The sequence below is a fragment of the Pseudomonas neuropathica genome, from assembly GCF_051174785.1.
In the GTDB taxonomy this organism is placed as follows: domain Bacteria; phylum Pseudomonadota; class Gammaproteobacteria; order Pseudomonadales; family Pseudomonadaceae; genus Aquipseudomonas; species Aquipseudomonas neuropathica_A.
The window spans coordinates 4,545,573-4,569,147 of the sequence record NZ_CP195111.1; the positions used below are offsets into that span (position 1 = coordinate 4,545,573).

Consider the following 23,575-nt stretch of genomic DNA (forward strand, 5'->3'; position numbering starts at 1 on the left):
GTAGCGTTTCGGGTGATGTTGAGGGCGGTTTAGGCTAGAATGCACGGCCTCAAAGCACACCCCTTCCCGAGGCTGTCCCGAAGATGTTGATCCTGCGCGGCGCTCCTGCCCTTTCTGCCTTTCGCCACAGCAAACTCCTTGAGCAACTGAGCCAGAAGGTTCCAGCTGTCAGTGGCCTGTATGCTGAATTCGCTCACTTCGCCGAAGTCACCGGCGTCCTGACCGGCGACGAACAGCAGGTGCTAGCGCGCCTTCTGAAGTACGGTCCAAGTGTTCCGGTTCAAGAGCCGACCGGCCGTCTGTTTCTGGTGTTGCCGCGTTTCGGCACCATCTCGCCATGGTCGAGCAAGGCCAGCGATATCGCTCGCAACTGCGGCCTGAGCAAGATCCAGCGTCTGGAGCGCGGTATCGCGTTCTACGTGGCCGGTCAGTTCAGCGAAGCCGAAGCCCAGCAGATTGCCGATGTATTGCATGACCGCATGACGCAAATCGTTCTGGGCAACCTCGAACAGGCCGCCGGTCTGTTCAGCCACGCCGAACCGAAGCCGCTGACCGCGATCGACATCCTCGGTGGCGGTCGCGCCGCGCTGGAAAAAGCCAACACCGAGCTGGGCCTGGCCTTGGCCGAAGACGAGATCGACTACCTGGTCAACGCCTTCAACGGCCTCAAGCGCAACCCGCACGACATCGAACTGATGATGTTCGCCCAGGCCAACTCCGAGCACTGCCGTCACAAGATCTTCAACGCCAGTTGGGATATTGATGGCGAGAACCAGGAAAAAAGCCTGTTCGGCATGATCAAGAACACCTACGTGATGCACAGCGAGGGCGTTCTGTCGGCTTATAAGGACAATGCCTCGGTGATCGTCGGCAACGTTGCCGGCCGTTTCTTCCCGAATCCTGAGACCCGCCAGTACGGTGCGGTGCAGGAGCCGGTGCACATCCTGATGAAGGTTGAAACCCACAACCACCCGACCGCGATCGCTCCGTTCCCGGGCGCCTCCACCGGTTCCGGTGGCGAGATCCGTGACGAGGGTGCAACCGGCCGTGGCGCCAAGCCCAAGGCTGGTCTGACCGGTTTTACCGTGTCCAACCTGCAGATCCCGGGCTTCGAACAGCCGTGGGAAGTGCCGTACGGCAAGCCTGAGCGCATCGTCACCGCGCTGGACATCATGATTGAAGGTCCGCTCGGCGGCGCTGCGTTCAACAACGAATTCGGTCGTCCGGCCCTGACCGGCTACTTCCGTACCTTCGAACAATCGATCACTACCCCGCACGGTGACGAAGTTCGTGGTTACCACAAGCCGATCATGCTCGCTGGCGGCATGGGCAACATCCGTGAAGAACACGTCAAGAAAGGCGAGATCGTCGTTGGCTCCAAGCTGATCGTTCTCGGCGGCCCGGCGATGTTGATCGGTCTGGGCGGCGGCGCTGCTTCCTCGATGGCCACCGGCACCAGCTCGGCGGATCTCGACTTCGCTTCCGTGCAGCGTGAAAACCCTGAAATGGAGCGTCGTTGCCAGGAAGTCATCGACCGTTGCTGGCAACTGGGTGACAAGAACCCGATCAGCTTTATCCACGACGTGGGTGCGGGCGGTCTGTCCAACGCCTTCCCGGAACTGGTCAACGATGGCGACCGCGGTGGCCGTTTCGAACTGCGCAACATTCCAAACGACGAGCCGGGCATGGCCCCGCACGAAATCTGGTCCAACGAATCCCAGGAACGTTACGTTCTGGCGGTCGGCCCGGAAGACTTCGAGCGCTTCCAGGCGATCTGCGAGCGCGAGCGCTGCCCGTTTGCCGTCGTCGGTGAAGCCACCGCTGAACCGCAACTGACCGTGACCGACAGCCACTTCGGCAACAACCCGGTGGACATGCCACTGGAAGTGTTGCTGGGCAAAGCCCCGCGCATGCACCGTTCGGTGGTACGCGAAGCCGAGCTGGGCGATGACTTCGATCCGTCGAACCTCGACATCAGCGAATCCATCGAACGCGTTCTGCATCACCCGGCCGTGGCGAGCAAAAGCTTCCTGATCACCATCGGCGACCGCACCATCACCGGCCTCGTGGCCCGTGACCAGATGGTCGGCCCGTGGCAGGTTCCAGTGGCTGACGTTGCCGTCACCGCCACCAGCTTCGACGTCTACACCGGTGAAGCGATGGCGATGGGCGAGCGTACTCCGCTGGCATTGCTGGACGCTCCGGCGTCGGGCCGTATGGCCATCGGCGAAACCCTGACCAACATCGCTGCTTCGCGCATCAACAAGATCTCCGACATCAAACTGTCGGCGAACTGGATGTCCGCTGCCGGTCACCCGGGCGAAGACGCGCGTCTGTACGACACCGTGAAAGCGGTCGGCATGGAACTGTGCCCTGAGCTGGGCATCACCATTCCGGTGGGCAAGGACTCGATGTCCATGGCCACGCGCTGGAACGACAACGGCGAAGAAAAAACCGTGACCTCGCCGATGTCGCTGATCGTGACCGGTTTCGCGCCAGTGGCTGACATCCGTCAGACCCTGACCCCGGAACTGCGTATGGACAAGGGCACTACCGACCTGATCCTGATCGACCTCGGTCGCGGTCAGAACCGTATGGGGGCCTCGATCCTGGCCCAAGTCCACGGCAAACTCGGCAAGCACGCGCCGGACGTCGATGACGCCGAAGACCTGAAAGCCTTCTTCGCCGTGATCCAGGGCCTCAACGCCGACGGTCACTTGTTGGCTTACCACGACCGTTCCGACGGTGGTCTGCTGACCTCCGTGGTAGAAATGGCCTTCGCCGGCCACTGTGGTCTGAGCCTGAACCTCGACAGCGTTGCCGAGTCCTCGGCGGAAATCGCTGCGATCCTGTTCAACGAAGAACTGGGCGCAGTGATCCAGGTTCGTCAGGACGCGACTCCGGACATCCTCGCGCAATTCAGCGCCGCCGGCCTGGGCGACTGCGTGTCGGTGATCGGTCAACCGATCAACAATGGCCAGATCAACATCACCTTCAACGGTGACACCGTGTTCGAAGGCCAGCGTCGTCTGCTGCAACGTACCTGGGCTGAAACCAGCTACCAGATTCAGCGTCTGCGCGACAACGCCGACTGCGCCGAACAAGAGTTCGACGTGCTGCTGGAAGAAGACAACCCGGGCCTGAGCGTCAAGCTCAGCTACGACGTCAACCAGGACATCGCTGCGCCTTACATCAAGAAAGGCATCCGCCCACAGGTTGCCGTGCTGCGTGAGCAGGGCGTCAACGGTCAGGTGGAAATGGCCGCAGCGTTCGACCGCGCCGGTTTCAACGCGATCGATGTGCACATGAGCGACATTCTCGCCGGCCGTGTTGACCTGAACGAGTTCAAAGGTCTGGTGGCGTGCGGTGGTTTCTCCTACGGTGACGTTCTCGGCGCCGGTGAAGGCTGGGCCAAGTCGGCACTGTTCAACAGCCGCGCCCGCGATGCCTTCCAGGGCTTCTTCGAGCGTAACGACAGTTTCACCCTAGGCGTGTGCAACGGTTGCCAGATGATGTCCAACCTGCACGAGCTGATTCCGGGCAGCGAATTCTGGCCGCACTTCGTGCGTAACCGCTCCGAGCAGTTTGAAGCGCGTGTGGCGATGGTTCAGGTTCAGGAGTCGAACTCGATCTTCCTGCAGGGCATGGCCGGTTCGCGTATGCCGATCGCTATTGCCCACGGTGAAGGCCACGCCGAGTTCTCCAGCGAAGAAGCACTGCTGGAAGCCGATCTGTCGGGTTGCGTGGCGATGCGTTTCGTCGACAACCACGGCAAGGTCACCGAGCGTTATCCGGCCAACCCGAACGGCTCGCCGCGCGGGATTACCGGTCTCACCAGCCGTGATGGCCGTGTGACGATCATGATGCCGCACCCGGAGCGTGTGTTCCGTGCCGTGCAGAACTCGTGGCGTTCGGAAGACTGGAACGAAGATGCACCGTGGATGCGTATGTTCCGTAACGCGCGCGTCTGGGTGAACTAAGGCCTGTGTACAAGCTCGGGTTTTTTGTTCCTGACAGTCATGTCGAGGTGGTCAAAGGGGCTGTGTTCGCTGCCGGTGGCGGGCGGATCGGTGACTATGACCACTGTGCGTGGCAGGCGCTTGGGTCTGGTCAGTTTCGGCCTTTGGACGGCAGTCAGCCGTTTATTGGTGAAGCGGGGCAGGTTGAGCGGGTTGAGGAATGGAAGGTTGAGCTTGTGGTGGCGGATGAGTTGATCGTTGCTGTAGTGGCGGCGTTGAAGCTCAGTCATCCTTACGAGACACCGGCTTATGAAGTGTGGCGGCTGGAAGATTTCTGATCTTTCTTGCTGCTTAAGCAGGAAGCCCGCAGATGAGAGATTGTCTGCGGGTTTTTTGTTGCCTGTGATTTTTCGGGTGATGGCGTTTTTTTAATGTGGGAGTGAGCCTGCTCGCGAAGGCGTCGGATCAGGCAATGATGTTCTGACTGATCGGGTACATATCCTTTGCTGCGGTAACGGCTTCTTAGGGTTCCGCCCTTACGGCGGGTCACTTTTTACAAACGCCTAAAAAGTAACCAAAAACGCTTGCCCCAACGTTCGGCCCACTCGCTAAAGCTCGGGGTTCCTTCGCTCCGGGATCCATCCGGGCGCATCGCCTACGGTTTGCTTCGCTGCACCTCCTCTCGATGCATTTGGCTGCGCCAAACGGTCGCTGCGCTCCCACCCCCGGATAAATCCCGGAACGAAGCCTGCCGACGGGGCCGGTGGATCAAGATCAAAAGCAGGCGAGCTGACACTCGGCCTATTGAGTGGTGAAGAGCACGGGGTGTTCGGTTTTTGATTTGTGTTGGAGCTGCCCCTCATCGGAACGCCACTTGCCCAGCCCTCTGCCGAGGGCGAGGGAGAGGGAGAGGGAGTCGATTTTTGGGCTTTTCAAGATCTGAATTCGACTCGGTCTTTCACGTCGGCGTACATCCACCAGACACCTCGGTCAGTCCCCTCTCCCTCTGGGAGAGGGTTAGGGTGAGGGTTTGCTTTTGGCTGTTTAATGATGTGTCGAATAGCCAGAACCTTCCCACAAGGTTTTCAGGTTGTCCGTCGGACGTCGGGTCTCTAGTCTTTGGCTGTCACCGCAAATCGGTGATCGGGTGTGAGAACCCGGTAAGAGGTTTTAATCAAACGTCAGTAGCACCATAATCGCCGCCAGCTCATTTGCTGCCGGTGATGTTCTATGGCGGCTGTGTGCGGGCGGACTTCGGTTCGGCCGGGTTGATCTCTTACCGGTTTCTCACTCCGCACATAGCTGCCACCTCTTCGTCGCGTGAGAAACGACCAGTGATGGCTCAATCATTGATTAGAGATCATTGCAATGACTAAGCCCGTACCCGATCCACCCGAAACCAAAACCCCACTCGAAGAAGCCCTCCGCGCCGAAGACCAAACCCGAAACCGCGAAGCCATCAAACGCGCCCTCGATTTCTATCTGTGCCCCGAACCCGCAAAGCCCCGCCGACCGAGCACCATGTTCATGGTCTGCCCAGAGGTCGACACCGAAAGCCTGCTCGCTCACGCCTGCGAATCGTTAGCCTCGGCAAGCGCTGCTACCAGCAACTTTGCCAATGAGCTAACCGGCCTGCAGCGCAGCACCGCGCTAGGTATCCAGCAAATCATCATGCTCGCCGAACTCGCAGTAAACCGCGCACTGGATCGAGTCGATCCACAAACCTGACGACCGCGTCATCGTTCATCGCCAGCAGGCTGGCTCCCACAAGGAGAACAATGCGCAATCTGTGGGAGCCTGGCTTGCCAGCGATGGCGACCTGATAGCCGACCTGATTCTTCGGGTAGATAGCTTCCCTGTAGGAGCTGTCGAGTGAAACGAGGCTGCGATCTCTTTGCTCTTGCTTATGATTGTAAAAAAGCAAAATCAAAAGATCGCAGCCTGCGGCAGCTCCTACAGGGGTGATGTGTGGGGTCAGACTTTGGCGCTAACCTCGCTGCGGTTGACCAGGCTTTCCAGTGCCCCGCTCAAACTCGCCGCCTTATCGCCCACCAGCAAATGCCAGACCCCGCCATCCAACTGGCTGACACCGTGACAACCCAGATCCTTCAACTGCGCCTCGGACAACGCCTTTCCATCCGCCAATTGCAGGCGAATCCGCGTCATCGCAATGCAATCCAGTTGCAGCACATTGTCGCCACCGCCCAACGCGTTCAGCCATTGCTGCGCCTCGGAACCGGCAACGGCAACAACTTTCGGCTCATCAGCAATAACAGCTGTTTCAACCAGAACCGCACGCCCCAGTGAAGGCATGGCGAGGCGAATCTCATCCGCAATGCTGTCCGCCATTGGCCCGACAACAACCTGCAAACTCCCACCCTTGCCCGGACGCACAACCGCCATCGCGCCCAGCGCTTTCAGATCAGCGTCGGACGCCTTGTTGCGATCGACCATCTCCAGGCGCAACCGCGTAGTGCAGGCGCCAACGGTGACCAAGTTCTCCGCCCCGCCCAATGCCTTTATGTAGGCACTGGCGCGTTCGTTTTCCGTGAGTACGGCTTTTTCACTGACAGCCACATCCTCACGCCCCGGCGTCTTCAGATTGAAGCGACGAATGCAGAAATCAAACACTGCGTAATACACCACGGCATACGCCAGCCCGACCGGAATCACCAGCCAGCCATTGGTCGAACGCCCCCAACCCAGGACCATGTCGATAAAGCCGCCGGAGAAGGTGAAGCCGAGGTGAATGTTCAGCGCATTGGTAATCGCCATCGACAACCCGGTCAGCAACGCATGCAGCAGATACAACAACGGCGCCAAAAACATAAAGGCGAATTCAATCGGCTCGGTCACCCCGGTCAAAAACGAGGTCAACGCCATCGACAGGAAAATCCCGCCCATCACCTTGCGGCGTTCCGGCAGGGCATTGCGGTACATCGCCAGACACGCCGCCGGGAGGCCAAAGATCATCATCGGGAACATGCCAGTCATGAACTGGCCGCCTTTTGGATCGCCAGCGAAGTAGCGCGACAGGTCACCCGTGACCAGAGCTCCGGTGGTTGGGTCGGTGAAGTTGCCGAACACGAACCACGCCATGTTGTTGAGGATGTGGTGCAGGCCAGTGACGATCAGCAGGCGGTTGAACACGCCAAACACGAACGCGCCGATACTGCCGCTTTCCATCATCAGTGCACCGAAGGCGTTGATGCCGTGCTGAATCGGCGGCCAGATGTAGCCGAACACCACGCCCAGACCGACCGCTGCGAACCCGGTGACGATCGGCACAAACCGTCGGCCGCCGAAGAACGCGAGGTACTCCGGCAACTTGATGTCCTTGAAGCGGTTGTACAGCGCGCCTGCCATCAGGCCGCTGACAATCCCGGCGAGCATGCCCATGTTGATGCTCGCATCGAGCACCTTCAGCGTGGAGATCATCACCAGATAACCGATCACTCCGGCCAGGCCGGCGGTGCCGTTGTTGTCCTTGGCGAAACCGACGGCGATGCCGATGGCGAAGATCATTGCCAGGTTGGCGAAGATCACCTGACCTGCGTCGTGAATGATCGCGATGTTCAAAAGGTCAGTGTCACCCAGACGCAGCAGCAGGCCGGCAATCGGCAGGATCGCGATCGGCAGCATCAGCGCGCGGCCGAGGCGTTGCAGGCCTTCGATAAAGAGTTGATACATGGCGTTTGTCCTTTTTGTTTTTGTTAGCGCAGAGGCCAATGTTGATGACAGGCGTGGCGCACGGCGGCGGCACTGCTGAGTTTGAGCAGGTCGCGGCTGAGGCGCTGGCATTCGGCTTCGTGCACCTGGCGCACGCGATCCTTGATTTCGCCGATCTGCACCGGGCTGACCGACAGTTCGGTGACGCCCAGACCGATCAGTACCGGCGTGGCCAGCGGATCGGAAGCGAGGGCACCGCAGACGCCGACCCAACGCTTGTGCAGCGCCGCGCCTTCGCAGGTCATGGCGATCAGGCGCAGCAGCGCCGGATGCAGGGCGTCGACGCGGGCGGCCAGACCTGCGTGATCGCGATCCATCGCCAGGGTGTATTGCGAGAGGTCGTTGGTGCCGATCGAAAGGAAGTCGGCATGTTCGGCCAGTTGTTCGGCTTGCAACGCGGCGGCGGGGACCTCGATCATCACGCCGATTTCCGGGCGCTGCGTAATGCTCATCTCCAGGCTCAGCGCATCGACGCGTTGGCGGATGTGCAGCAGCTCATCGACTTCGGTGACCATTGGCAACAGGATCCGGCAACGACGCAGCGGGCTGACTTGCAGCAGCGCACGCAGTTGCTGGTCGAGGATTTCCGGACGGGCCTGAGCCAGACGAATGCCGCGCAGGCCGAGCACCGGGTTGGCTTCGATCGGCAACGGCAGATAGTCGAGTTGCTTGTCGCCGCCGACGTCGATGGTGCGGATGATTACTGGGTGATCGCCCATTGCATCCAGCACGCCTTGATAGGCAGCACGCTGTTCCTCGACATCGGGTGCGGTCTGGCGATCGACGAAGAGAAACTCGGTGCGCAACAGACCGACACCATCGGCACCGTTGGCGAAGGCATCTGCCGCTTCACCGCTGGAGGCAACGTTAGCGACGACTTCGATGTGCACACCATTACGGGTTTCGGCAGGCAGGTGAGCCTTGGCTTGTTGCGCGTCGCGGCGTTGCTGACGGTCAATTTGCGCCTGTTGCACTTCGGCCAGACGTTCGGCATTTGGCACCAGTTCGAGGCGACCACCGTCGGCGTCGAGCACCACCGATTGCCCTTGCGGTTGATCAAGCAATGCCGAACCCAATGCAACCATGCACGGCAGACCTTTGCCGCGCGCCAGAATTGCCACGTGCGACGTCGCGCCACCCTCGGCCATGCACAACCCGGCGACACCTTGGGCGCTGAGTTGCAGCAGATCCGACGGTGTCAGCTCATGCGCCGCAACAATAGCGCCGGCCGGCACATCGTAATTCCACGCTTCGCCGAGCAACGCACGCAGCACGCGTTGTTTGAGGTCGCGTAAATCATTGGCGCGTTCCGCTAGCAGGGCGCTGCCGGTGTGTTGCAGGACTTCGCACTGTACGTCGATCGACTGGCTCCAGGCGTGAGTCGCCGCCGTGCCTTGTTCGATGGATTGCTGTGCAGCATCGAGCAGTGCCGGATCTTCCAGCAGTGCCAAGTGCGCGGCAAAGATTGCTTCTTCGTCGGCATTCTTGTGTTTTTTCGCTTGGGCGAGGGTGCCGTCGATTTCACTGCGCACCTGATTCAATGCAGTGTCGAGCGCCTGCAGTTGTTGCAACGGATCATGATTGCCCGTATCCACCGGCAAACTGATCGCGTTCAAACGAAACAGCGGCCCGCCGACCAATCCCGGTGCAGCGCACACACCGTGCAATACGCCAGCCTCGGCCGGGCGTTTGACCAACGCGACACTCACCGGCGCCGTAGCGTGACAGTCATCCGGCAGCGCCGTGGCCAACGCGGTGAGCAACGCGTGCAGCGCCGCTTCGGCATCCGGCCCCTGACAGCTGACCTGCACTTCATCCTGCTCGCCAACCGCCAGCCCCATCAGACCGATCAGGCTGTTGCACGGCGCCGATTTGCCGGCGAAGTGCAGTTGCGACTGGCTTTTGAAACCTTGCGCGGTCTGCCGAATCAGCGCAGCGGGGCGTGCATGCAAACCGCCGCGATGAGCTACCAGCACATGACCGTGAACCTCAGGTCCGCCGACTTCCGCGACATTCGCCGCCACGCTGTTACGCGCAACAATGTGTAATAACGGCTCGCCAACCTTCACCGCTTTCAGCGTAATCGGTCGCACCTGAAAATCCTGGCTGTTGGTCAGAATCAACAGGCTGACGAGGCTTTTGCACTGCTGGCCGACCTTGTCCAGGTCATAGCGCAACAACGGCTGACCCTTGCTGACACGCGTGCCATCCTTGACCAGCATCGAGAAGCCTTCGCCGTTCAGTTCAACGGTGTCGAGACCCAGATGCAGGAGGATTTCCGCGCCATTATCTGCGCGTACGGTTAGTGCGTGGCCGGTGCGGGCGACGTGAATGATCACCCCGGCGCACGGCGAGTACAGGGTGTCGTTGATGGGGTCGATGGCAATCCCGTCGCCCATCGCGCCGCTGGCGAACACCGCGTCCGGGACTTTGGCGAGCGTCAGCACAGGGCCGCTGAGCGGGGCGCTGAGGGTCAGCTCTTTATTGTTGTTGTGCATGGCTCGGTCTCATCAGGTGTGCAGTCATTCGGAGTTAGTGCGTGCGGGTCACTTTGCTCAGGTGGCGCGGCTGATCCGGGTCCATGCCACGGGCCACGGCCAGACCAGCGGCCATCACGTAGAAACTCTGGATCGCCAGAATCGGATCAAGGGCCGGGTGTTCGGCGCGGGTCAGCGTCAGGTCGCGCTCGGCGATGTCATCCGGCGCGGCCAGTAACACACGGGCGCCGCGTTGACGCATCTCTGCTGCCAGACTCAACAGGCCAGCCTGTTCAGCTCCGCGCGGTGCGAAAACCAGCAACGGATAATGTTCATCGATCAGCGCCATCGGGCCGTGACGGACTTCCGCGCTGCTGAAGGCTTCGGCCTGAATCGCCGAGGTTTCCTTGAATTTCAGTGCTGCCTCTTGAGCGATGGCGAATCCGGCGCCTCGGCCGATGACCATCAAACGCTCGCAATCACGCAGCGCTTCGATGGCCACACTCCAGTCCTGTTTCGCGGCTTCTTGCAGGCCTTCAGGCAGGGCATTGCCGGCTTCAAGCAATTCGCTGTCTTCTTTCCAGTGCGCGATCAAACGGGCGCTGGCGCTGAGGGTGGCGATAAAACTCTTGGTCGCAGCGACACTGCTTTCAATGCCGGCGAGCAGCGGCACGCTGAATTCACAGGCAGCTTCCAGTGGTGAATCGGCAGCGTTGACCATCGACACACTGAGCGCGCCACGTTTACGCAACAGACGCAGACTGTTGACCAGATCCGGACTCTGTCCCGACTGCGAGAACGCGAACGCAACCTGACCGCTGACCTTCAACGGCGCTTGCTGCATGGTCACCACCGACATCGGCAACGACGCCACCGGCACACCCAGTTGCTGCATGGTCAGGTAAGCGAAGTAGCTCGCCGCGTGGTCGGAACTGCCGCGCGCAACGGTCATCGCCACTTGCGGTGGCTGCCGACGCAGGCGTCCGGCAATCTCGATCATCTGCGGGTCGATTTGTTGCAGTTGGGCCTGCACGGCCTCGAAGGAGGACAGCGCCTCCTCAAGCATTTTTGAAGTCAATGTCTTCTCCTTCGACCATGACGGCGGTCAGTGTGAGTGAGCGATCCAGCCGCACGCAGTCGGCCCAGGCCCCAGGTGCAAGGCGCCCGCGTTCAGTGATGCCGAGGTAGTCGGCGGGGAATTGCGAAAGTCGTTGCGAAGCCTCGGCGATCGGCAATCCGATCTTCACCAGATTGCGCAGGGCCTGATCCATGGTCAGCGTGCTGCCGGCCAGAGTGCCGTCGGGCAGGCGCACACCGCCCAGGCATTTGGTCACGGTGTGGCTGCCGAGTTTGTATTCACCGTCGGGCATGCCGGCGGCGGCGGTCGAATCGGTGACGCAATACAGGCACGGGATCGAACGCAGGGCCACGCGAATGGCACCGGGATGCACGTGCAGCAGATCCGGTATCAGCTCGGCGAATTTGGCGTGAGCCAGTGCCGCGCCAACGATGCCCGGTTCGCGGTGATGCAGCGGGCTCATGGCGTTGTAGAGGTGAGTGAAACTGGTCGCGCCGGCATCCAGGGCGGCGACGCCTTCCTCGTAACTGCCGAGGGTGTGGCCGATCTGCATGCGCACGCCACGGCTGCTCAGCTCACGGATCAAACCGTCGTGGCCGGCGATTTCCGGGGCGATGGTGATCACCCGGATCGGCGCCAGTGCCAGATATTCTTCGACCTCGGCCATCAAAGCAGTGTGGGCAAAGTTCGGCTGTGCACCGAGTTTGCCGGGGTTGATGTACGGGCCTTCGAGGTGCACACCGAGGACACGCGCGGCACCTTGCGGACGCTGTTCGCAGAATGCTCCGACTTCCTTCAAGACGCTGGAGATCTCGGCACTCGGCGCGGTCATGGTGGTGGCCAGCAGCGAGGTGGTGCCGAAACGCACGTGGGTTTTGGTGATGGTTTCGAAAGCGCTGGCGCCTTCCATGATGTCTTTGCCGCCGCCGCCATGGACGTGCAGGTCGATGAAGCCCGGCAGCAGATACGGCAAGTCATTACTTGCCGGGTCGCAAGGCACGCCTTCGATCGACACGACTTTGCCGTGTTCGTGGATCAGCCGGCCGCGAACCCAGCCGCTGGCGGTGAGGATGTTGTCTTCGGACATTTTGATTCTCGCTTTGGGCCGCTTAGCGGCGCAGCTCTGCAACAAAGTCGTAGTAGTCGTTGCGGCAATAGGTGTCGGTGACTTCGATTGGTGTGTTGTCTTCCAGGTAGCCAACCCGGGTCATCAGCAGCATGGCGGTGCCGGGGGCGATGCCGACCAGCGCGGCGAACTCGTCCGAGGCGTTGATCGCCTGAATGTGCTGCAAGGCGCGAACGATCGGTTTGCCGATACCGTCGAGGTATTCGTAGAGCGAATCCCCGACCAGTTGCGGCTTGGGCATGATCGAGGCGGGCAGGGTGCTCATTTCGATGGCCATAACGGTGTCATCGGCTTTGCGCAGACGCTTCATGCGCGCGACCTTGTCGTTCGGCGACAGGCTGAGGCGGATCAGTTCTTCGTGGGTCGGCAGGGTGATTTCGCGTTCCAGCCACTGTGAACTGGGCACGAAGCCCTTGAGGCGGAGCATTTCGCTGAAACCGGAGAGGCGCGACAGCGGTTGTTCGAGGCGTGGGGTGATGAAGGTACCGGAACCTTGCAGGCGACGGATCAGCCCCTGATCGAGGAGGACTTCCAACGCCTTGCGTGCAGTCACCCGGGAAATGCCCAGTTGCTCGCTGAGGTTGCGTTCCGAGGGCATCGCCTGCTCGGATTTCCACTGCCCGGCATGAATCGCCGCTTCCAGATTGCGCGCCAGTTGCAGGTACAGCGGCGTCGGCTGGGAGTCGTCTGGGCGTAGGGTCTGGAAGTCGTTCATGTAGGTCATTTCCGACGCGAGTATAGGATTGTTGTGGCTCGCTTGTGGGGCGGAAATTAATACCACTTGAATACCATGTCAACGCGATGAAATGGTATCTGGCCCAATGGATTGGCGGCTTTCAGAGGTTGTGGTTTCAAGTGGTATTAGTGGTGGCCTGTAAAAAGCAAAAGATCGCAGCCTGCGGCAGCTCCTACAGTTGAGAGTGGTATCACCTCGGTAGGAGCTGCTGCAGGCTGCGATCTTTTGATTTATTTTTTTGCAGGTGACCAGTGGTCAGGGATCAAGGGCGAATTTCGACCATCGTGCCGTCCGGCACCAGATTCCACACTTCGCGCATGTCGACGTTACGCATGGCGACGCAGCCATCAGTCCAGTCGAGGGTGTGGAACAGGTCTTCCGGGGTTTCTTCCGAATCCGGCGTGCCGTGGATCATGATCATCCCGCCAGGCTCGACACCTTCACGCCGGGCGCGGGCCGAGTCGCTGATGTTCGGGTAGGAAATGTGCATCGACAGGTTGAATTTGTCGCTGGTCTTGCGCCAGTCGATCCAATAGAAACCTTCCGGTGTGCGTTTGTCGCCTTCAATCAGTTTCGGGCCTTTTTTCGCGCCCTTGCCCAAGGAAATGCGATAGGTCTTGAGCGGCTTGCCGTCGGCAATCAACTGCAGTTGATGAGCCGATTTGAGTACCAGGACTTTCTCGATAAGCGGTGTATTCGCCGGCGTCACGGTGGTCACGAATGACGCTTGGGAGACGGTAACGAACGACAGGCACAACAGGGCAAGCAACCAGCGCATTGAAACGATTCCCCAGGGAGTGACGCAGCTATTTTATTTATGGATATTTCAGGTGATGGCAGGCTGAGCGAGTGGAGGAATCGATTCCGAACGAACCGGATACGCCTCGATACGCCGATCAGCGAAGAAGCATTCTAAGGTACGCCCCACCGTGCGGAAAGCCAGCTCGTCCCAGGGAATGTCGGCTTCGTCGAATAGTTGCACTTCAAGACTTTCCGGGCCGGCGGCGAAGTCCAGATCGACCAGCTCGGCACGGAAGAACACATGCACCTGACTGATGTGCGGCACATCGATCAATGTGTAGATGCTCAGATTGCGCACCCGAGCGCAGGCTTCTTCGGCAGTTTCACGCACGGCGGCCTGTTCGATGGTCTCGCCGTTCTCCATGAAACCGGCTGGCAAGGTCCAGTAACCCAAGCGTGGCTCGATGGCGCGGCGGCACAACAGCACTTTCGTGCCCCAGGTCGGCACGCAGCCGGCAACAATGTTGGGGTTCTGATAGTGAATGGTCTGACAGCTGTCACAGACAAATCGCAGCCGCGAATCGCCTTCGGGAATGCGCTGGGTGACCGGGTTACCGCAGTGGCTGCAAAATTTCATGCTGGGCTTCCTGAATGCTGCGCCTATCTTGGCGTGCTGCGGTGCCGGTCGGCAAGTTGTCGTTTCGCGACACGAAGGGTTTCGGGGGCTTGGGCGCTCGCAATGATTGGTGCATGATGCGGGGTAAGGCACAGATCGAGAACACTCATGCTGGACGAGCTACTGCATCGGGTAAGCAACCACACACCGCGCACGCTGGAGACCGATACACGTTTCCCCGAGGCCGCCGTTCTGGTGCCGATCACCCGCAGTGACGAGCCGGAACTGGTACTGACCCTGCGCGCCAGCGGGCTCTCGACCCACGGTGGCGAAGTCGCTTTCCCCGGTGGCCGCCGCGATCCGGAAGACCCGGACCTGATCTTTACCGCGCTGCGTGAGGCCGAAGAAGAAATCGGCCTGCCGCCGGGACTGGTAGAAGTCATTGGTCCACTCAGCCCATTGATTTCCCTGCACGGCATCAAGGTCACACCTTATGTCGGCGTCATCCCCGACTTTGTCGAATACCGCGCCAACGATGCCGAAATCGCGGCCGTGTTCAGTGTGCCGCTGGAGTTCTTCCGCAAAGACCCTCGCGAGCACACTCACCGCATCGACTATCAGGGCCGCAGTTGGTACGTGCCGAGCTATCGCTACGGCGATTTCAAGATCTGGGGCCTGACGGCGATCATGATCGTCGAGTTGATCAACCTGCTCTATGACGCGAAAATCAGCCTGCATCAACCACCGAAAAGCTTTATCAACACCTAAGCCATCGTTCGAATGGCCATCACACCGTGAGCCCTGAGGAAAACAAGATGAAATACCGCTTGGGCGACGCCCGTGTCGAGACCCATCCACAGAGCTGGGTCGCCCCCAATGCCGTGCTGGTGGGCAAGGTCAAACTCGAAGAGGGCGCCAACGTCTGGTTCAACGCCGTGCTGCGCGGCGACAACGAACTGATCCTGATCGGCAAGAACAGCAACGTGCAGGACGGCACGGTGATGCACACCGATATGGGCTTTCCGCTGACCATTGGCACTGGCGTGACCATCGGCCACAACGCCATGCTGCATGGCTGCACCGTTGGCGATTACAGTCTGATCGGCATCAACGCGGTGATTCTCAACGGCGCGAAGATCGGCAAGAACTGCATCATTGGCGCCAACTCGCTGATCGGCGAAGGCAAGGAAATTCCTGACGGCTCGCTGGTGATGGGCTCGCCGGGCAAAGTCGTGCGCGAGCTGACCGAGGCGCAGAAAAAGATGCTTGAGGCTAGCGCCGCGCACTATGTGCATAACTCCCAGCGTTATGCGCGCGATCTGGTTGAGCAGGAAGAATGAACACGCCCGAAAGACCGGTCGCCTCGCCATGCGTGAATATTTGTGCGCTGGATGAGGCTGACATCTGCACTGGCTGCCAGCGTACGGTCGAGGAGATCACCCGCTGGGGCCGCATGAGCAATGACGAGCGCCGGGTGGTGCTGGGGTTGTGTCATGAGCGGGCGAAGGCGAGTGGGTTGGTGTGGATGCTGCCTTCGTCGAAGTCGTGATCGGCTTGGGAAGGCCCTCACCCTAGCCCTCTCCCAGAGGTAGAGGGGACTGACCGGGTTGTTTGGACGAGTCACGCCGACCTGAAAATACCGCGTCGAACTCGGTTTTGAACATCATGGAGATCGGCTCCCTTTCCCCCTCGCCCCCATGGGGGAGAGGGCTGGGGTGAGGGGGTGGCTCTTGATCTGCCGGTCAAGTAACCTGTGCGCCAATCTGACAGGTCGCCTCCATGATTTTCCTCATCGCCTACATCAGCAGCGTTGTGCTGATCAACTTCGCCTTTTCCACCGCGCCACACCTGGACATCATCTGGTCGGCCTGGGGCGGTCTGGTGTTCGTGTTGCGCGATATGGTGCAAACCCGCTTCGGCCACGGCGCGATCGTCGCGATGCTGGCGGCGCTGGTGCTGTCCTACGTCACCTCAGATCCCTCCATCGCGCTGGCCAGCGCCACAGCGTTCGCGGTCTCCGAGTGCATAGACTGGCTGGTGTTCAGCATCACCAAGCGACCATTGCGCGACCGTTTGTGGATCAGCTCGGCACTGAGCATTCCCCTCGATACCTTCATCTTCTTCGGCATGATCGACCTGTTGACGCCGCCGGTGATCATCACCGCACTGGCTTCGAAATTTGCCGGCGTCACTGCCGTCTGGCTGATCATGGCCTGGCGTGAGCGCAAACAGGCTGTCGCCGGCTGAAGCCAAACCCTCAGGTTCATGTAAAATGCCGCGCTTTCTCCCCATGGAAAGCGCGTCTGGCGTTGCTTTCCTCGATGATCCGCTTCTTTGAGGACCTGAGATGACCCGTATCGGAACTCCATTGTCGCCAACCGCGACCCGCGTATTGCTGTGTGGCTGTGGTGAGTTGGGCAAGGAAGTGGTGATCGAGCTGCAACGCCTGGGCGTTGAAGTGATTGCCGTCGACCGCTACGCCAACGCGCCGGCCATGCAGGTTGCCCATCGCAGCCACGTGATCAACATGCTCGACGGCGCGGCCCTGCGTGCCGTGATCGAAGCCGAGAAGCCGCACTTCATCGTGCCGGAAATCGAAGCCATCGCCACTGCCACTCTGGTTGAGCTGGAAGCCGAAGGCTTCACCGTGATCCCGACCGCGCGTGCTGCGCAGCTGACCATGAACCGCGAAGGCATCCGTCGTCTGGCCGCTGAAGAGCTGGACCTGCCGACCTCGCCGTACCACTTTGCCGACACCTTCGAGGACTACAGCAAAGCCGTTGAGGACCTGGGTTTCCCATGCGTCGTCAAACCGGTGATGAGTTCGTCGGGTAAAGGCCAGAGCTTGCTGCGCAGTGCCGATGACGTGCAGAAAGCCTGGGACTACGCGCAAGAGGGCGGTCGCGCGGGCAAAGGTCGGGTGATCATCGAAGGTTTCATCGATTTCGATTACGAAATTACCCTGCTGACCGTGCGCCACATCGGCGGCACCACTTTCTGCGCGCCAGTCGGCCACCGTCAGGAGAAGGGCGACTATCAGGAATCGTGGCAGCCACAAGCCATGAGCCCGATTGCCCTGGCTGAATCCGAGCGTGTTGCCAAAGCGGTGACTGAAGCGCTGGGTGGTCGTGGTCTGTTCGGCGTTGAGCTGTTCATCAAGGGTGATCAGGTGTGGTTCAGCGAAGTCTCGCCGCGTCCGCATGATACCGGTCTGGTGACCTTGATTTCGCAGGATCTGTCGCAGTTCGCCTTGCACGCTCGCGCGATTCTGGGTCTGCCGGTGCCGCTGATTCGCCAGTTCGGGCCTTCGGCTTCGGCGGTGATTCTGGTAGAAGGGCAGTCGACACAGACCGCCTTCGCCAACCTCGGCGCTGCGCTGAGCGAGCCGGACACGGCGTTGCGCCTGTTCGGAAAGCCGGAAGTGAATGGTCAGCGCCGCATGGGCGTGGCGCTGGCGCGAGATGAGTCGATCGAGGCTGCGCGTGCCAAGGCGACCCGTGCTGCTCAGGCTGTTGTCGTAGAACTCTAAACCGAGTCGCGGCATTCGCGAGCAGGCTCGCTCCCACATGGGATGGGGTGAACACAGAATCTGTGACCAACCCCAAAACCCTGTGGGAGCGAGCTTGCTCGCGAAGCTTTTGACCTTCTGTCAGGCAACCTGATTCAGATCGTTATTGCGCGTTTCCTTCAGGCACAGCACCGCAATCACACTCAGCACTGCCGCCGCCGACACATACCCGCCGACATAACTCAAACCACCCATCGCCACCAGTTTCTGCGCAAAGAACGGCGCCGCCGAGGCTCCGACAATGCCGCCCAGGTTATACGCCGCCGAAGCGCCGGTATAACGCACATGGGTCGGAAACAGCTCAGGCAACAGTGCCCCCATCGGCGCAAACGTCACGCCCATCAAGAACAGCTCGATGCACAGAAACAGCGCCACGCCCCAGGTCGAACCCTGAGTCAGCAACGGCTCCATCAAAAAACCGGAAAGAATCGCCAGTACGCCACCGATGATCAGCACCGGTTTGCGCCCGTAACGGTCGCTGGCCCAGGCTGACAGCGGTGTCGCGGCCGCCATGAACAGCACGGCAAAGCACAGCAGACCAAGGAACGTCTCACGGCTATAACCCAGCGTGGAAACCCCATAGCTCAGGGAAAACACCGTCGAGATATAGAACAGTGCATAGCAGACCACCATCGCCGCTGCGCCCAACAAGGTTGGTGCCCAATACTGGCTGAACAGCTCGACCAGCGGCACCTTTACCCGTTCCTGGCGGGCGATGGCGTTGGCGAACACCGGTGTTTCATGCAGTTTCAATCGCACATACAGACCGACCATCACCAGCGCGGCGCTGAGCAGGAACGGAATCCTCCAACCCCAGCTGCGGAATTGCTCGTCATCGAGGGTCATGGCTAGCGTCAGGAACAAACCGTTGGCGGCGAGAAAGCCAATCGAAGGGCCAAGCTGCGGGAACATGCCGAACCAGGCACGTTTGCCTTTCGGCGCGTTTTCCGTGGCCAGCAGAGCGGCACCACCCCATTCACCGCCCAATCCGAGACCCTGGCCGAAACGCAGCACGCACAGCAGAATCGGCGCCCAGGCACCGATGGTGGCGTAACCCGGCAGCACGCCGATCAGTGTCGTACACACGCCCATCAATAGCAGTGAAGCAACCAGCGTCGATTTGCGCCCGATGCGGTCACCGAAGTGGCCGAACAGTGCCGAGCCCAGGGGGCGGGCGAGAAACGCGATGCCGAAAGTGAGAAACGCGGAGAGCATCTGCGCCGTGCCGGAGGTCTGCGGAAAGAACACCGGCCCGATCACCAGCGCAGCGGCCGTGGCGTAAACATAGAAGTCGTAGAACTCGATTGCGGTGCCGATAAAACTCGCCGTGGCCACGCGGGTGGCGGAATTCGTCGGTTGGGCAGGCGCGGTGTCGCTATAAGCAGTACTGGTCGTCATGCGGTGATCCCTGACAGTCATGAGCTCCGTTGGAGCGAATTATTATGGTCGAACACCCAGGGATGTGGGATGAGGCGCGGTCGCTGTTTCAGGTAGGAACAGTCGCCGGAGTACAACAGAAATGGCCGAAGCCTGTTGGGTGCGGGGTAAGCACAAGGTTCGGCGGGGCTTGGGTAAGCGTTTCGATTATAGGAAGGAGGCTAACAATCAAACAAGAGCAAAAGATCTTCTGATTTTTTATCGGGCAGGCACCAAAGCAGGCGCAGAAGAGGTATGCCAGATCAACACCTTGCTCACCCGGTTCTCCTCGGTCTCGAGAATCTCCAGGCGATAACGACCGATCTTCAAGCAAACCACACTCTCGGGAATCGTCTCCAACGCTTCAGTCACCAGCCCATTCAGCGTTTTCGGCCCATCGCTCGGCAGATGCCAGCCCAAACACTTGTTCAACTCGCGGATCGACGCGGTACCGTCAATTACCATACGGCCATCGCCCTGCGGATGAATATGCGGATTATCGAGGCTGTGCTCGCTTTCAAACTCGCCAACGATTTCTTCGAGAATGTCTTCCAGTGTGACGATGCCGAGCACTTCGCCGTACTCGTCGACCACCATGCCCAGCCGCCGCTGCTGCTTGTGGAAATTCAGCAACTGCAGTTGCAGCGGCGTGCTTTCCGGCACGAAGTACGGTTCGTAACTGGCGGCCAGCAGCGCCTCGCGAGTCAGATCACCGTTGTTCAGCAGATGCCGGATCTGCCGGGTGTTGAGTACCGCTTCGACCTGGTTGATGTCGCTGTGAAACACCGGCAGGCGTGTGCGTTTGTTATGGCGCAGTTGTTCGATGATCTCTTCGATCGAGTCGTCGAGGTTGATACCGTCGACGTCACTGCGCGGCACCAGAATGTCGTTGACCGTGATGTTGTCCAGCGCATGAATGCCTGAGACCGGGTGCGCGCGCACTGGATGCTCTGGATCGTCGTATCGATCGGCAGGCGAGTCATCTTCGCTTTGCTGCACGACCTGGACCTTGCGCACGAAAGGGCTCATCAGCAAACCACTGATACGACTGAACAGCCAGGCAAACGGATAGACAATCTTCAGAGGCACCGCCAGCAAGGTATTGCCGAACGCCAGCACGGCATCGGGATAGCGCTGGGCGACGGTGCGCGGGAAGTAATCGGCAAACACCAGCAGGATTGCCCCAGCGCCGAGGCATGCGGCCCAAGGGCCGTTTTCTTCGCAGAGGAATATCGCCAGCAACGTCGCGATGACGACCGCGAGTGCGCGGCACAGGGTGTTGCAGAGGATCAAACTGTCGAGCGGGAAGCTCAGCTTCGCCAGCGGTTTATCGCTGGCGCGCGAGGCGGTGCGTTGCGCGAGCAGGTGCTGCTGCGCGATTTCGACGGCGGTAAACAGCCCTGACCACAAAATCAGCAGGACAAATACCGCGAGCATCGGCCCTATGGGCAAAGCGTCCATTTATGCCGCCCGTCAGATGTGCAGGATGTATTCACGAACCAGTTTGCTGCCGAAATACGCCAACATCAGCAGACAGAAACCGGCGAGGGTCCAGCGAATCGCCTTGTGACCGCGCCAGCCGAGACGATTACGGCCCCAGAGCAGTACGCTGAAGACGATCCAGGCCAGGCACGCCAGCAGGGTCTTGTGCACCAGATGCTGGGCGAACAGGTTCTCGACGAACAGCCAGCCGGAAATCAGCGACAGCGACAGCAGTGTCCAGCCAGCCCAGAGGAAACCAAACAACAGGCTTTCCATGGTTTGCAGCGGCGGGAAATTCTTGATCAGCCCGGACGGGTGCTTGTGCTTGAGCTGGTGATCTTGAACCAGCAGCAGCAAGGCCTGGAACACCGCAATGGTGAACATGCCGTACGCGAGGATCGACAATAGAATGTGCGCGAGGATGCCCGGCTCTTCATCGATGATCTGCACCGTACCGGTCGGCGCGAACTGCGCCAGCAGCACGGTGATCGCACCTAGCGGGAACAGCAGCACCAGCAGGTTTTCCACCGGAATCCGCGAGCAGGCAATCAGTGTCAGCGCGATCACTGCCGCGGCAATCAAGCTGGAGGCGCTGAAAAAATCCAGGCCCAGACCGATCGGGGTCAGCAAATGCGTGAGCAGACTGGCGCCGTGGGCCACGACGGCGAGAACGCCAAGGCTGACCAGCAGGCGCTTGTTCGCCTTGGCGCCGGTGGCCAGACGGGTGCTCTGATAAAGGGTCGCAGCGGCATATAGAAGGGCGGCGGCGAGGGTAGTCAATAAACTGGGTGACAAGGGGAGCATAAATCCTGTTAGGCAAGCCCGAAAGGGGCTGAGTTTGGCATAGAACCGCCATGGCACGAAAGACTCAGGAAGCTGACAGCGAGGTGTCCGCCAGCCGCAGTCTTCGCTATAATCCGCGACCTGCCCACGCCGCAGGCTCGCCGAGCACATGTTGATTCCGGTCTGGGCCGCCATTATCCCGGTCTACACAGGGCCTGAAAGGATCGCGCAATGTTTGAAAACTTAACCGACCGTCTCTCGCAGACGCTGCGCCATGTCACCGGCAAGGCGAAGCTGACCGAGGACAACATCAAAGACACCCTGCGTGAAGTGCGCATGGCGTTGCTCGAAGCCGACGTCGCCCTGCCGGTGGTCAAGGACTTCGTCAATTCGGTCAAGGAGCGCGCTGTCGGCACCGAGGTGTCGCGCAGCCTGACGCCGGGCCAGGCGTTCGTGAAGATCGTCCAGGCCGAACTCGAAAGCCTGATGGGTGCAGCCAACGAAGATTTGAACCTGAGCGCCGTACCGCCAGCCGTCATTCTGATGGCCGGTCTGCAGGGCGCCGGTAAAACCACCACCGCCGGCAAGCTGGCGCGCTTCCTTAAAGAGCGCAAGAAGAAGTCGGTCATGGTCGTGTCGGCGGACGTTTACCGCCCGGCCGCAATTAAACAGCTGGAAACCCTGGCCAACGATATCGGCGTGACGTTCTTCCCGTCCGACCTGAGCCAGAAGCCGGTCGACATCGCCACCGCGGCTATTAAAGAAGCAAAACTGAAATTCATCGACGTGGTCATCGTCGATACCGCCGGTCGTCTGCACATCGACGAAGAGATGATGGGCGAGATCAAGGCGCTGCACGCCGCGATCAATCCGGTCGAAACCCTGTTCGTGGTCGACGCCATGACCGGTCAGGACGCCGCCAACACGGCCAAGGCCTTCGGTGATGCGCTGCCGCTGACCGGTGTGATTCTGACCAAGGTTGACGGCGACGCCCGTGGCGGTGCGGCCCTGTCGGTACGCGCCATCACCGGCAAACCGATCAAGTTCATCGGTATGGGCGAGAAGAGCGAAGCGCTCGATCCGTTCCACCCTGAGCGTATCGCCTCGCGGATTCTCGGCATGGGCGACGTGCTCAGCCTGATCGAACAGGCTGAAGCGACCCTCGATAAAGACAAGGCCGACAAACTGGCCAAGAAGCTGAAGAAGGGCAAGGGCTTCGACCTCGAAGACTTCCGCGATCAGCTGCAACAGATGAAGAACATGGGTGGCCTGGGTGGGCTCATGGACAAACTGCCGAGCATCGGCGGCGTCAACCTGTCGCAAATGGGCAATGCCCAGAACGCCGCAGAGAAGCAATTCAAGCAGATGGAAGCCATCATCAATTCCATGACCCCGGCCGAGCGCCGCGACCCTGAGCTGATCAGTGGTTCGCGCAAGCGCCGGATCGCCATGGGTTCCGGCACTCAGGTGCAGGACATCGGTCGCTTGATCAAGCAGCACAAGCAGATGCAGAAGATGATGAAGAAATTCTCCGCCAAGGGCGGTATGGCGAAAATGATGCGCGGCATGGGCGGAATGTTGCCCGGCGGCGGCATGCCAAAAATGTAAGGTGTCCCGTCTCACCCATTCTGCTCGCCAAAAATGAGCGAAATGGGTGAGACAGGACACCAAGACTTCGCCGGTCGTCGCACCGGCGCAGACCCTGCAAGGACGCAGGATCAACAGCAAACCCGCACTCGGCGGGAGCTGACTGGCCGTTTTCATCGACGGCTCTCTATGCAAATCTGCACGGCATGCCACAGGCGCCGGAAAAAGTCATTTGCAAAAGTCCGGATATTCCTTAGAATATGCGGCCTTTCGGGCA

19 protein-coding genes are annotated in these 23,575 nt (G+C 60.2%); 9 read left to right on the forward strand and 10 right to left on the reverse strand.

Going from position 1 to position 23,575, the window contains the following annotated elements; genetic code table 11:
- Positions 1-83: 83 nt before the first annotated feature.
- From purL to ACRRSD_RS20470, 3 genes are all read left to right on the forward strand, one after another.
- The gene (gene purL, locus ACRRSD_RS20460; protein WP_435035015.1) at positions 84-3,980 is read left to right on the forward strand and encodes a phosphoribosylformylglycinamidine synthase; all 3,897 of its coding nucleotides are present in this window, start codon (positions 84-86) and stop codon (positions 3,978-3,980) included.
- Between the two features lie 5 nt (positions 3,981-3,985).
- Positions 3,986-4,297 (forward strand): NGG1p interacting factor NIF3, encoded by a 312-nt coding sequence (locus tag ACRRSD_RS20465; RefSeq protein ID WP_435035017.1) that lies wholly within the window; start codon positions 3,986-3,988, stop codon positions 4,295-4,297.
- Between the two features lie 1,030 nt (positions 4,298-5,327).
- Positions 5,328-5,687, forward strand: coding sequence for a DUF6124 family protein (locus ACRRSD_RS20470; protein WP_435035018.1), 360 nt, complete (start codon positions 5,328-5,330; stop codon positions 5,685-5,687).
- A gap of 246 nt (positions 5,688-5,933) precedes the next feature.
- Here the strand turns inward: ACRRSD_RS20470 and nagE are convergent, their stop codons facing one another.
- The 7 genes from nagE to ACRRSD_RS20505 form a co-directional block, all read right to left on the reverse strand.
- The gene (gene nagE, locus ACRRSD_RS20475) at positions 5,934-7,649 is read right to left on the reverse strand and encodes an N-acetylglucosamine-specific PTS transporter subunit IIBC (protein WP_435035019.1); all 1,716 of its coding nucleotides are present in this window, start codon (positions 7,647-7,649) and stop codon (positions 5,934-5,936) included.
- 23 nt (positions 7,650-7,672) lie between these two features.
- A complete protein-coding gene (gene ptsP / locus ACRRSD_RS20480) occupies positions 7,673-10,186 on the reverse strand; it encodes a phosphoenolpyruvate--protein phosphotransferase (protein WP_435035020.1) in 2,514 nt (837 codons plus the stop codon).
- Between the two features lie 34 nt (positions 10,187-10,220).
- On the reverse strand, positions 10,221-11,231 hold the full coding sequence (locus ACRRSD_RS20485; RefSeq protein ID WP_435038524.1) for an SIS domain-containing protein: 1,011 nt from the start codon (positions 11,229-11,231) through the stop codon (positions 10,221-10,223).
- Complete coding sequence (gene nagA / locus ACRRSD_RS20490; protein WP_435035021.1) at positions 11,224-12,330, reverse strand: N-acetylglucosamine-6-phosphate deacetylase; 1,107 nt, start codon at positions 12,328-12,330, stop codon at positions 11,224-11,226. Before nagA ends, ACRRSD_RS20485 begins: the two co-directional genes overlap by 8 nt.
- Before the next feature lie 22 nt (positions 12,331-12,352).
- Positions 12,353-13,084: a GntR family transcriptional regulator gene (locus tag ACRRSD_RS20495; protein WP_435038525.1), complete on the reverse strand. Its 732-nt coding sequence runs from the start codon at positions 13,082-13,084 to the stop codon at positions 12,353-12,355.
- A gap of 283 nt (positions 13,085-13,367) precedes the next feature.
- Positions 13,368-13,883: a L,D-transpeptidase family protein gene (locus ACRRSD_RS20500; protein ID WP_435035022.1), complete on the reverse strand. Its 516-nt coding sequence runs from the start codon at positions 13,881-13,883 to the stop codon at positions 13,368-13,370.
- Between the two features lie 48 nt (positions 13,884-13,931).
- Positions 13,932-14,483 (reverse strand): NUDIX hydrolase, encoded by a 552-nt coding sequence (locus ACRRSD_RS20505; protein ID WP_122609587.1) that lies wholly within the window; start codon positions 14,481-14,483, stop codon positions 13,932-13,934.
- Between the two features lie 147 nt (positions 14,484-14,630).
- On the opposite strand from ACRRSD_RS20505, the gene ACRRSD_RS20510 reads away from it, so the two are divergent.
- The 5 genes from ACRRSD_RS20510 (at position 14,631) to purT (ending at position 17,991) form a co-directional block, all read left to right on the forward strand.
- Positions 14,631-15,230, forward strand: coding sequence for a CoA pyrophosphatase (locus ACRRSD_RS20510; RefSeq protein ID WP_122598053.1), 600 nt, complete (start codon positions 14,631-14,633; stop codon positions 15,228-15,230).
- A gap of 47 nt (positions 15,231-15,277) precedes the next feature.
- Complete coding sequence (locus ACRRSD_RS20515) at positions 15,278-15,802, forward strand: gamma carbonic anhydrase family protein (protein ID WP_134174792.1); 525 nt, start codon at positions 15,278-15,280, stop codon at positions 15,800-15,802.
- Entirely contained in the window at positions 15,799-16,011 is a 213-nt protein-coding gene (locus tag ACRRSD_RS20520; RefSeq protein ID WP_435035024.1) for a DUF1289 domain-containing protein, read from the forward strand. Before ACRRSD_RS20515 ends, ACRRSD_RS20520 begins: the two co-directional genes overlap by 4 nt.
- A 230-nt stretch (positions 16,012-16,241) precedes the next feature.
- Positions 16,242-16,709, forward strand: coding sequence for a VUT family protein (locus ACRRSD_RS20525; protein WP_016986366.1), 468 nt, complete (start codon positions 16,242-16,244; stop codon positions 16,707-16,709).
- Between the two features lie 100 nt (positions 16,710-16,809).
- Positions 16,810-17,991, forward strand: a complete 1,182-nt coding sequence (gene purT / locus ACRRSD_RS20530; RefSeq protein WP_102900595.1) for a formate-dependent phosphoribosylglycinamide formyltransferase — start codon at positions 16,810-16,812, stop codon at positions 17,989-17,991.
- Positions 17,992-18,111: 120 nt separating this feature from the next.
- Here purT and ACRRSD_RS20535 read toward each other — a convergent pair whose 3' ends face one another.
- From ACRRSD_RS20535 to ACRRSD_RS20545, 3 genes are all read right to left on the reverse strand, one after another.
- On the reverse strand, positions 18,112-19,428 hold the full coding sequence (locus tag ACRRSD_RS20535) for an MFS transporter (protein ID WP_435035027.1): 1,317 nt from the start codon (positions 19,426-19,428) through the stop codon (positions 18,112-18,114).
- 237 nt (positions 19,429-19,665) lie between these two features.
- A complete protein-coding gene (locus ACRRSD_RS20540; RefSeq protein ID WP_435035029.1) occupies positions 19,666-20,907 on the reverse strand; it encodes a transporter associated domain-containing protein in 1,242 nt (413 codons plus the stop codon).
- 12 nt (positions 20,908-20,919) lie between these two features.
- Complete coding sequence (locus ACRRSD_RS20545) at positions 20,920-21,732, reverse strand: cytochrome C assembly family protein (RefSeq protein WP_435035031.1); 813 nt, start codon at positions 21,730-21,732, stop codon at positions 20,920-20,922.
- A gap of 210 nt (positions 21,733-21,942) precedes the next feature.
- Between ACRRSD_RS20545 and ffh the strand changes: the two genes are divergently transcribed.
- Positions 21,943-23,319, forward strand: coding sequence for a signal recognition particle protein (gene ffh / locus ACRRSD_RS20550; protein ID WP_007908988.1), 1,377 nt, complete (start codon positions 21,943-21,945; stop codon positions 23,317-23,319).
- Positions 23,320-23,575 lie beyond the last annotated feature (256 nt).

What these genes read in the sequence shown, in the direction of transcription:
- purL (WP_435035015.1), top strand. Translation starts at nt 84, where the DNA reads ATGTTGATCCTGCGCGGCGCTCCTGCCCTTTCTGCCTTTCGCCACAGC.
- ACRRSD_RS20525 (WP_016986366.1), top strand. Translation starts at nt 16,242, where the DNA reads ATGATTTTCCTCATCGCCTACATCAGCAGCGTTGTGCTGATCAACTTC.
- ACRRSD_RS20515 (WP_134174792.1), top strand. Translation starts at nt 15,278, where the DNA reads ATGAAATACCGCTTGGGCGACGCCCGTGTCGAGACCCATCCACAGAGC.
- ACRRSD_RS20495 (WP_435038525.1), bottom strand. Translation starts at nt 13,084, where the DNA reads ATGAACGACTTCCAGACCCTACGCCCAGACGACTCCCAGCCGACGCCG.
- ACRRSD_RS20540 (WP_435035029.1), bottom strand. Translation starts at nt 20,907, where the DNA reads ATGGACGCTTTGCCCATAGGGCCGATGCTCGCGGTATTTGTCCTGCTG.
- nagA (WP_435035021.1), bottom strand. Translation starts at nt 12,330, where the DNA reads ATGTCCGAAGACAACATCCTCACCGCCAGCGGCTGGGTTCGCGGCCGG.
- nagE (WP_435035019.1), bottom strand. Translation starts at nt 7,649, where the DNA reads ATGTATCAACTCTTTATCGAAGGCCTGCAACGCCTCGGCCGCGCGCTG.
- ptsP (WP_435035020.1), bottom strand. Translation starts at nt 10,186, where the DNA reads ATGCACAACAACAATAAAGAGCTGACCCTCAGCGCCCCGCTCAGCGGC.
- ACRRSD_RS20500 (WP_435035022.1), bottom strand. Translation starts at nt 13,883, where the DNA reads ATGCGCTGGTTGCTTGCCCTGTTGTGCCTGTCGTTCGTTACCGTCTCC.
- ACRRSD_RS20505 (WP_122609587.1), bottom strand. Translation starts at nt 14,483, where the DNA reads ATGAAATTTTGCAGCCACTGCGGTAACCCGGTCACCCAGCGCATTCCC.
- ACRRSD_RS20545 (WP_435035031.1), bottom strand. Translation starts at nt 21,732, where the DNA reads ATGCTCCCCTTGTCACCCAGTTTATTGACTACCCTCGCCGCCGCCCTT.
- ACRRSD_RS20535 (WP_435035027.1), bottom strand. Translation starts at nt 19,428, where the DNA reads ATGACGACCAGTACTGCTTATAGCGACACCGCGCCTGCCCAACCGACG.
- ACRRSD_RS20520 (WP_435035024.1), top strand. Translation starts at nt 15,799, where the DNA reads ATGAACACGCCCGAAAGACCGGTCGCCTCGCCATGCGTGAATATTTGT.
- ACRRSD_RS20485 (WP_435038524.1), bottom strand. Translation starts at nt 11,231, where the DNA reads ATGCTTGAGGAGGCGCTGTCCTCCTTCGAGGCCGTGCAGGCCCAACTG.
- ffh (WP_007908988.1), top strand. Translation starts at nt 21,943, where the DNA reads ATGTTTGAAAACTTAACCGACCGTCTCTCGCAGACGCTGCGCCATGTC.
- purT (WP_102900595.1), top strand. Translation starts at nt 16,810, where the DNA reads ATGACCCGTATCGGAACTCCATTGTCGCCAACCGCGACCCGCGTATTG.
- ACRRSD_RS20470 (WP_435035018.1), top strand. Translation starts at nt 5,328, where the DNA reads ATGACTAAGCCCGTACCCGATCCACCCGAAACCAAAACCCCACTCGAA.
- ACRRSD_RS20510 (WP_122598053.1), top strand. Translation starts at nt 14,631, where the DNA reads ATGCTGGACGAGCTACTGCATCGGGTAAGCAACCACACACCGCGCACG.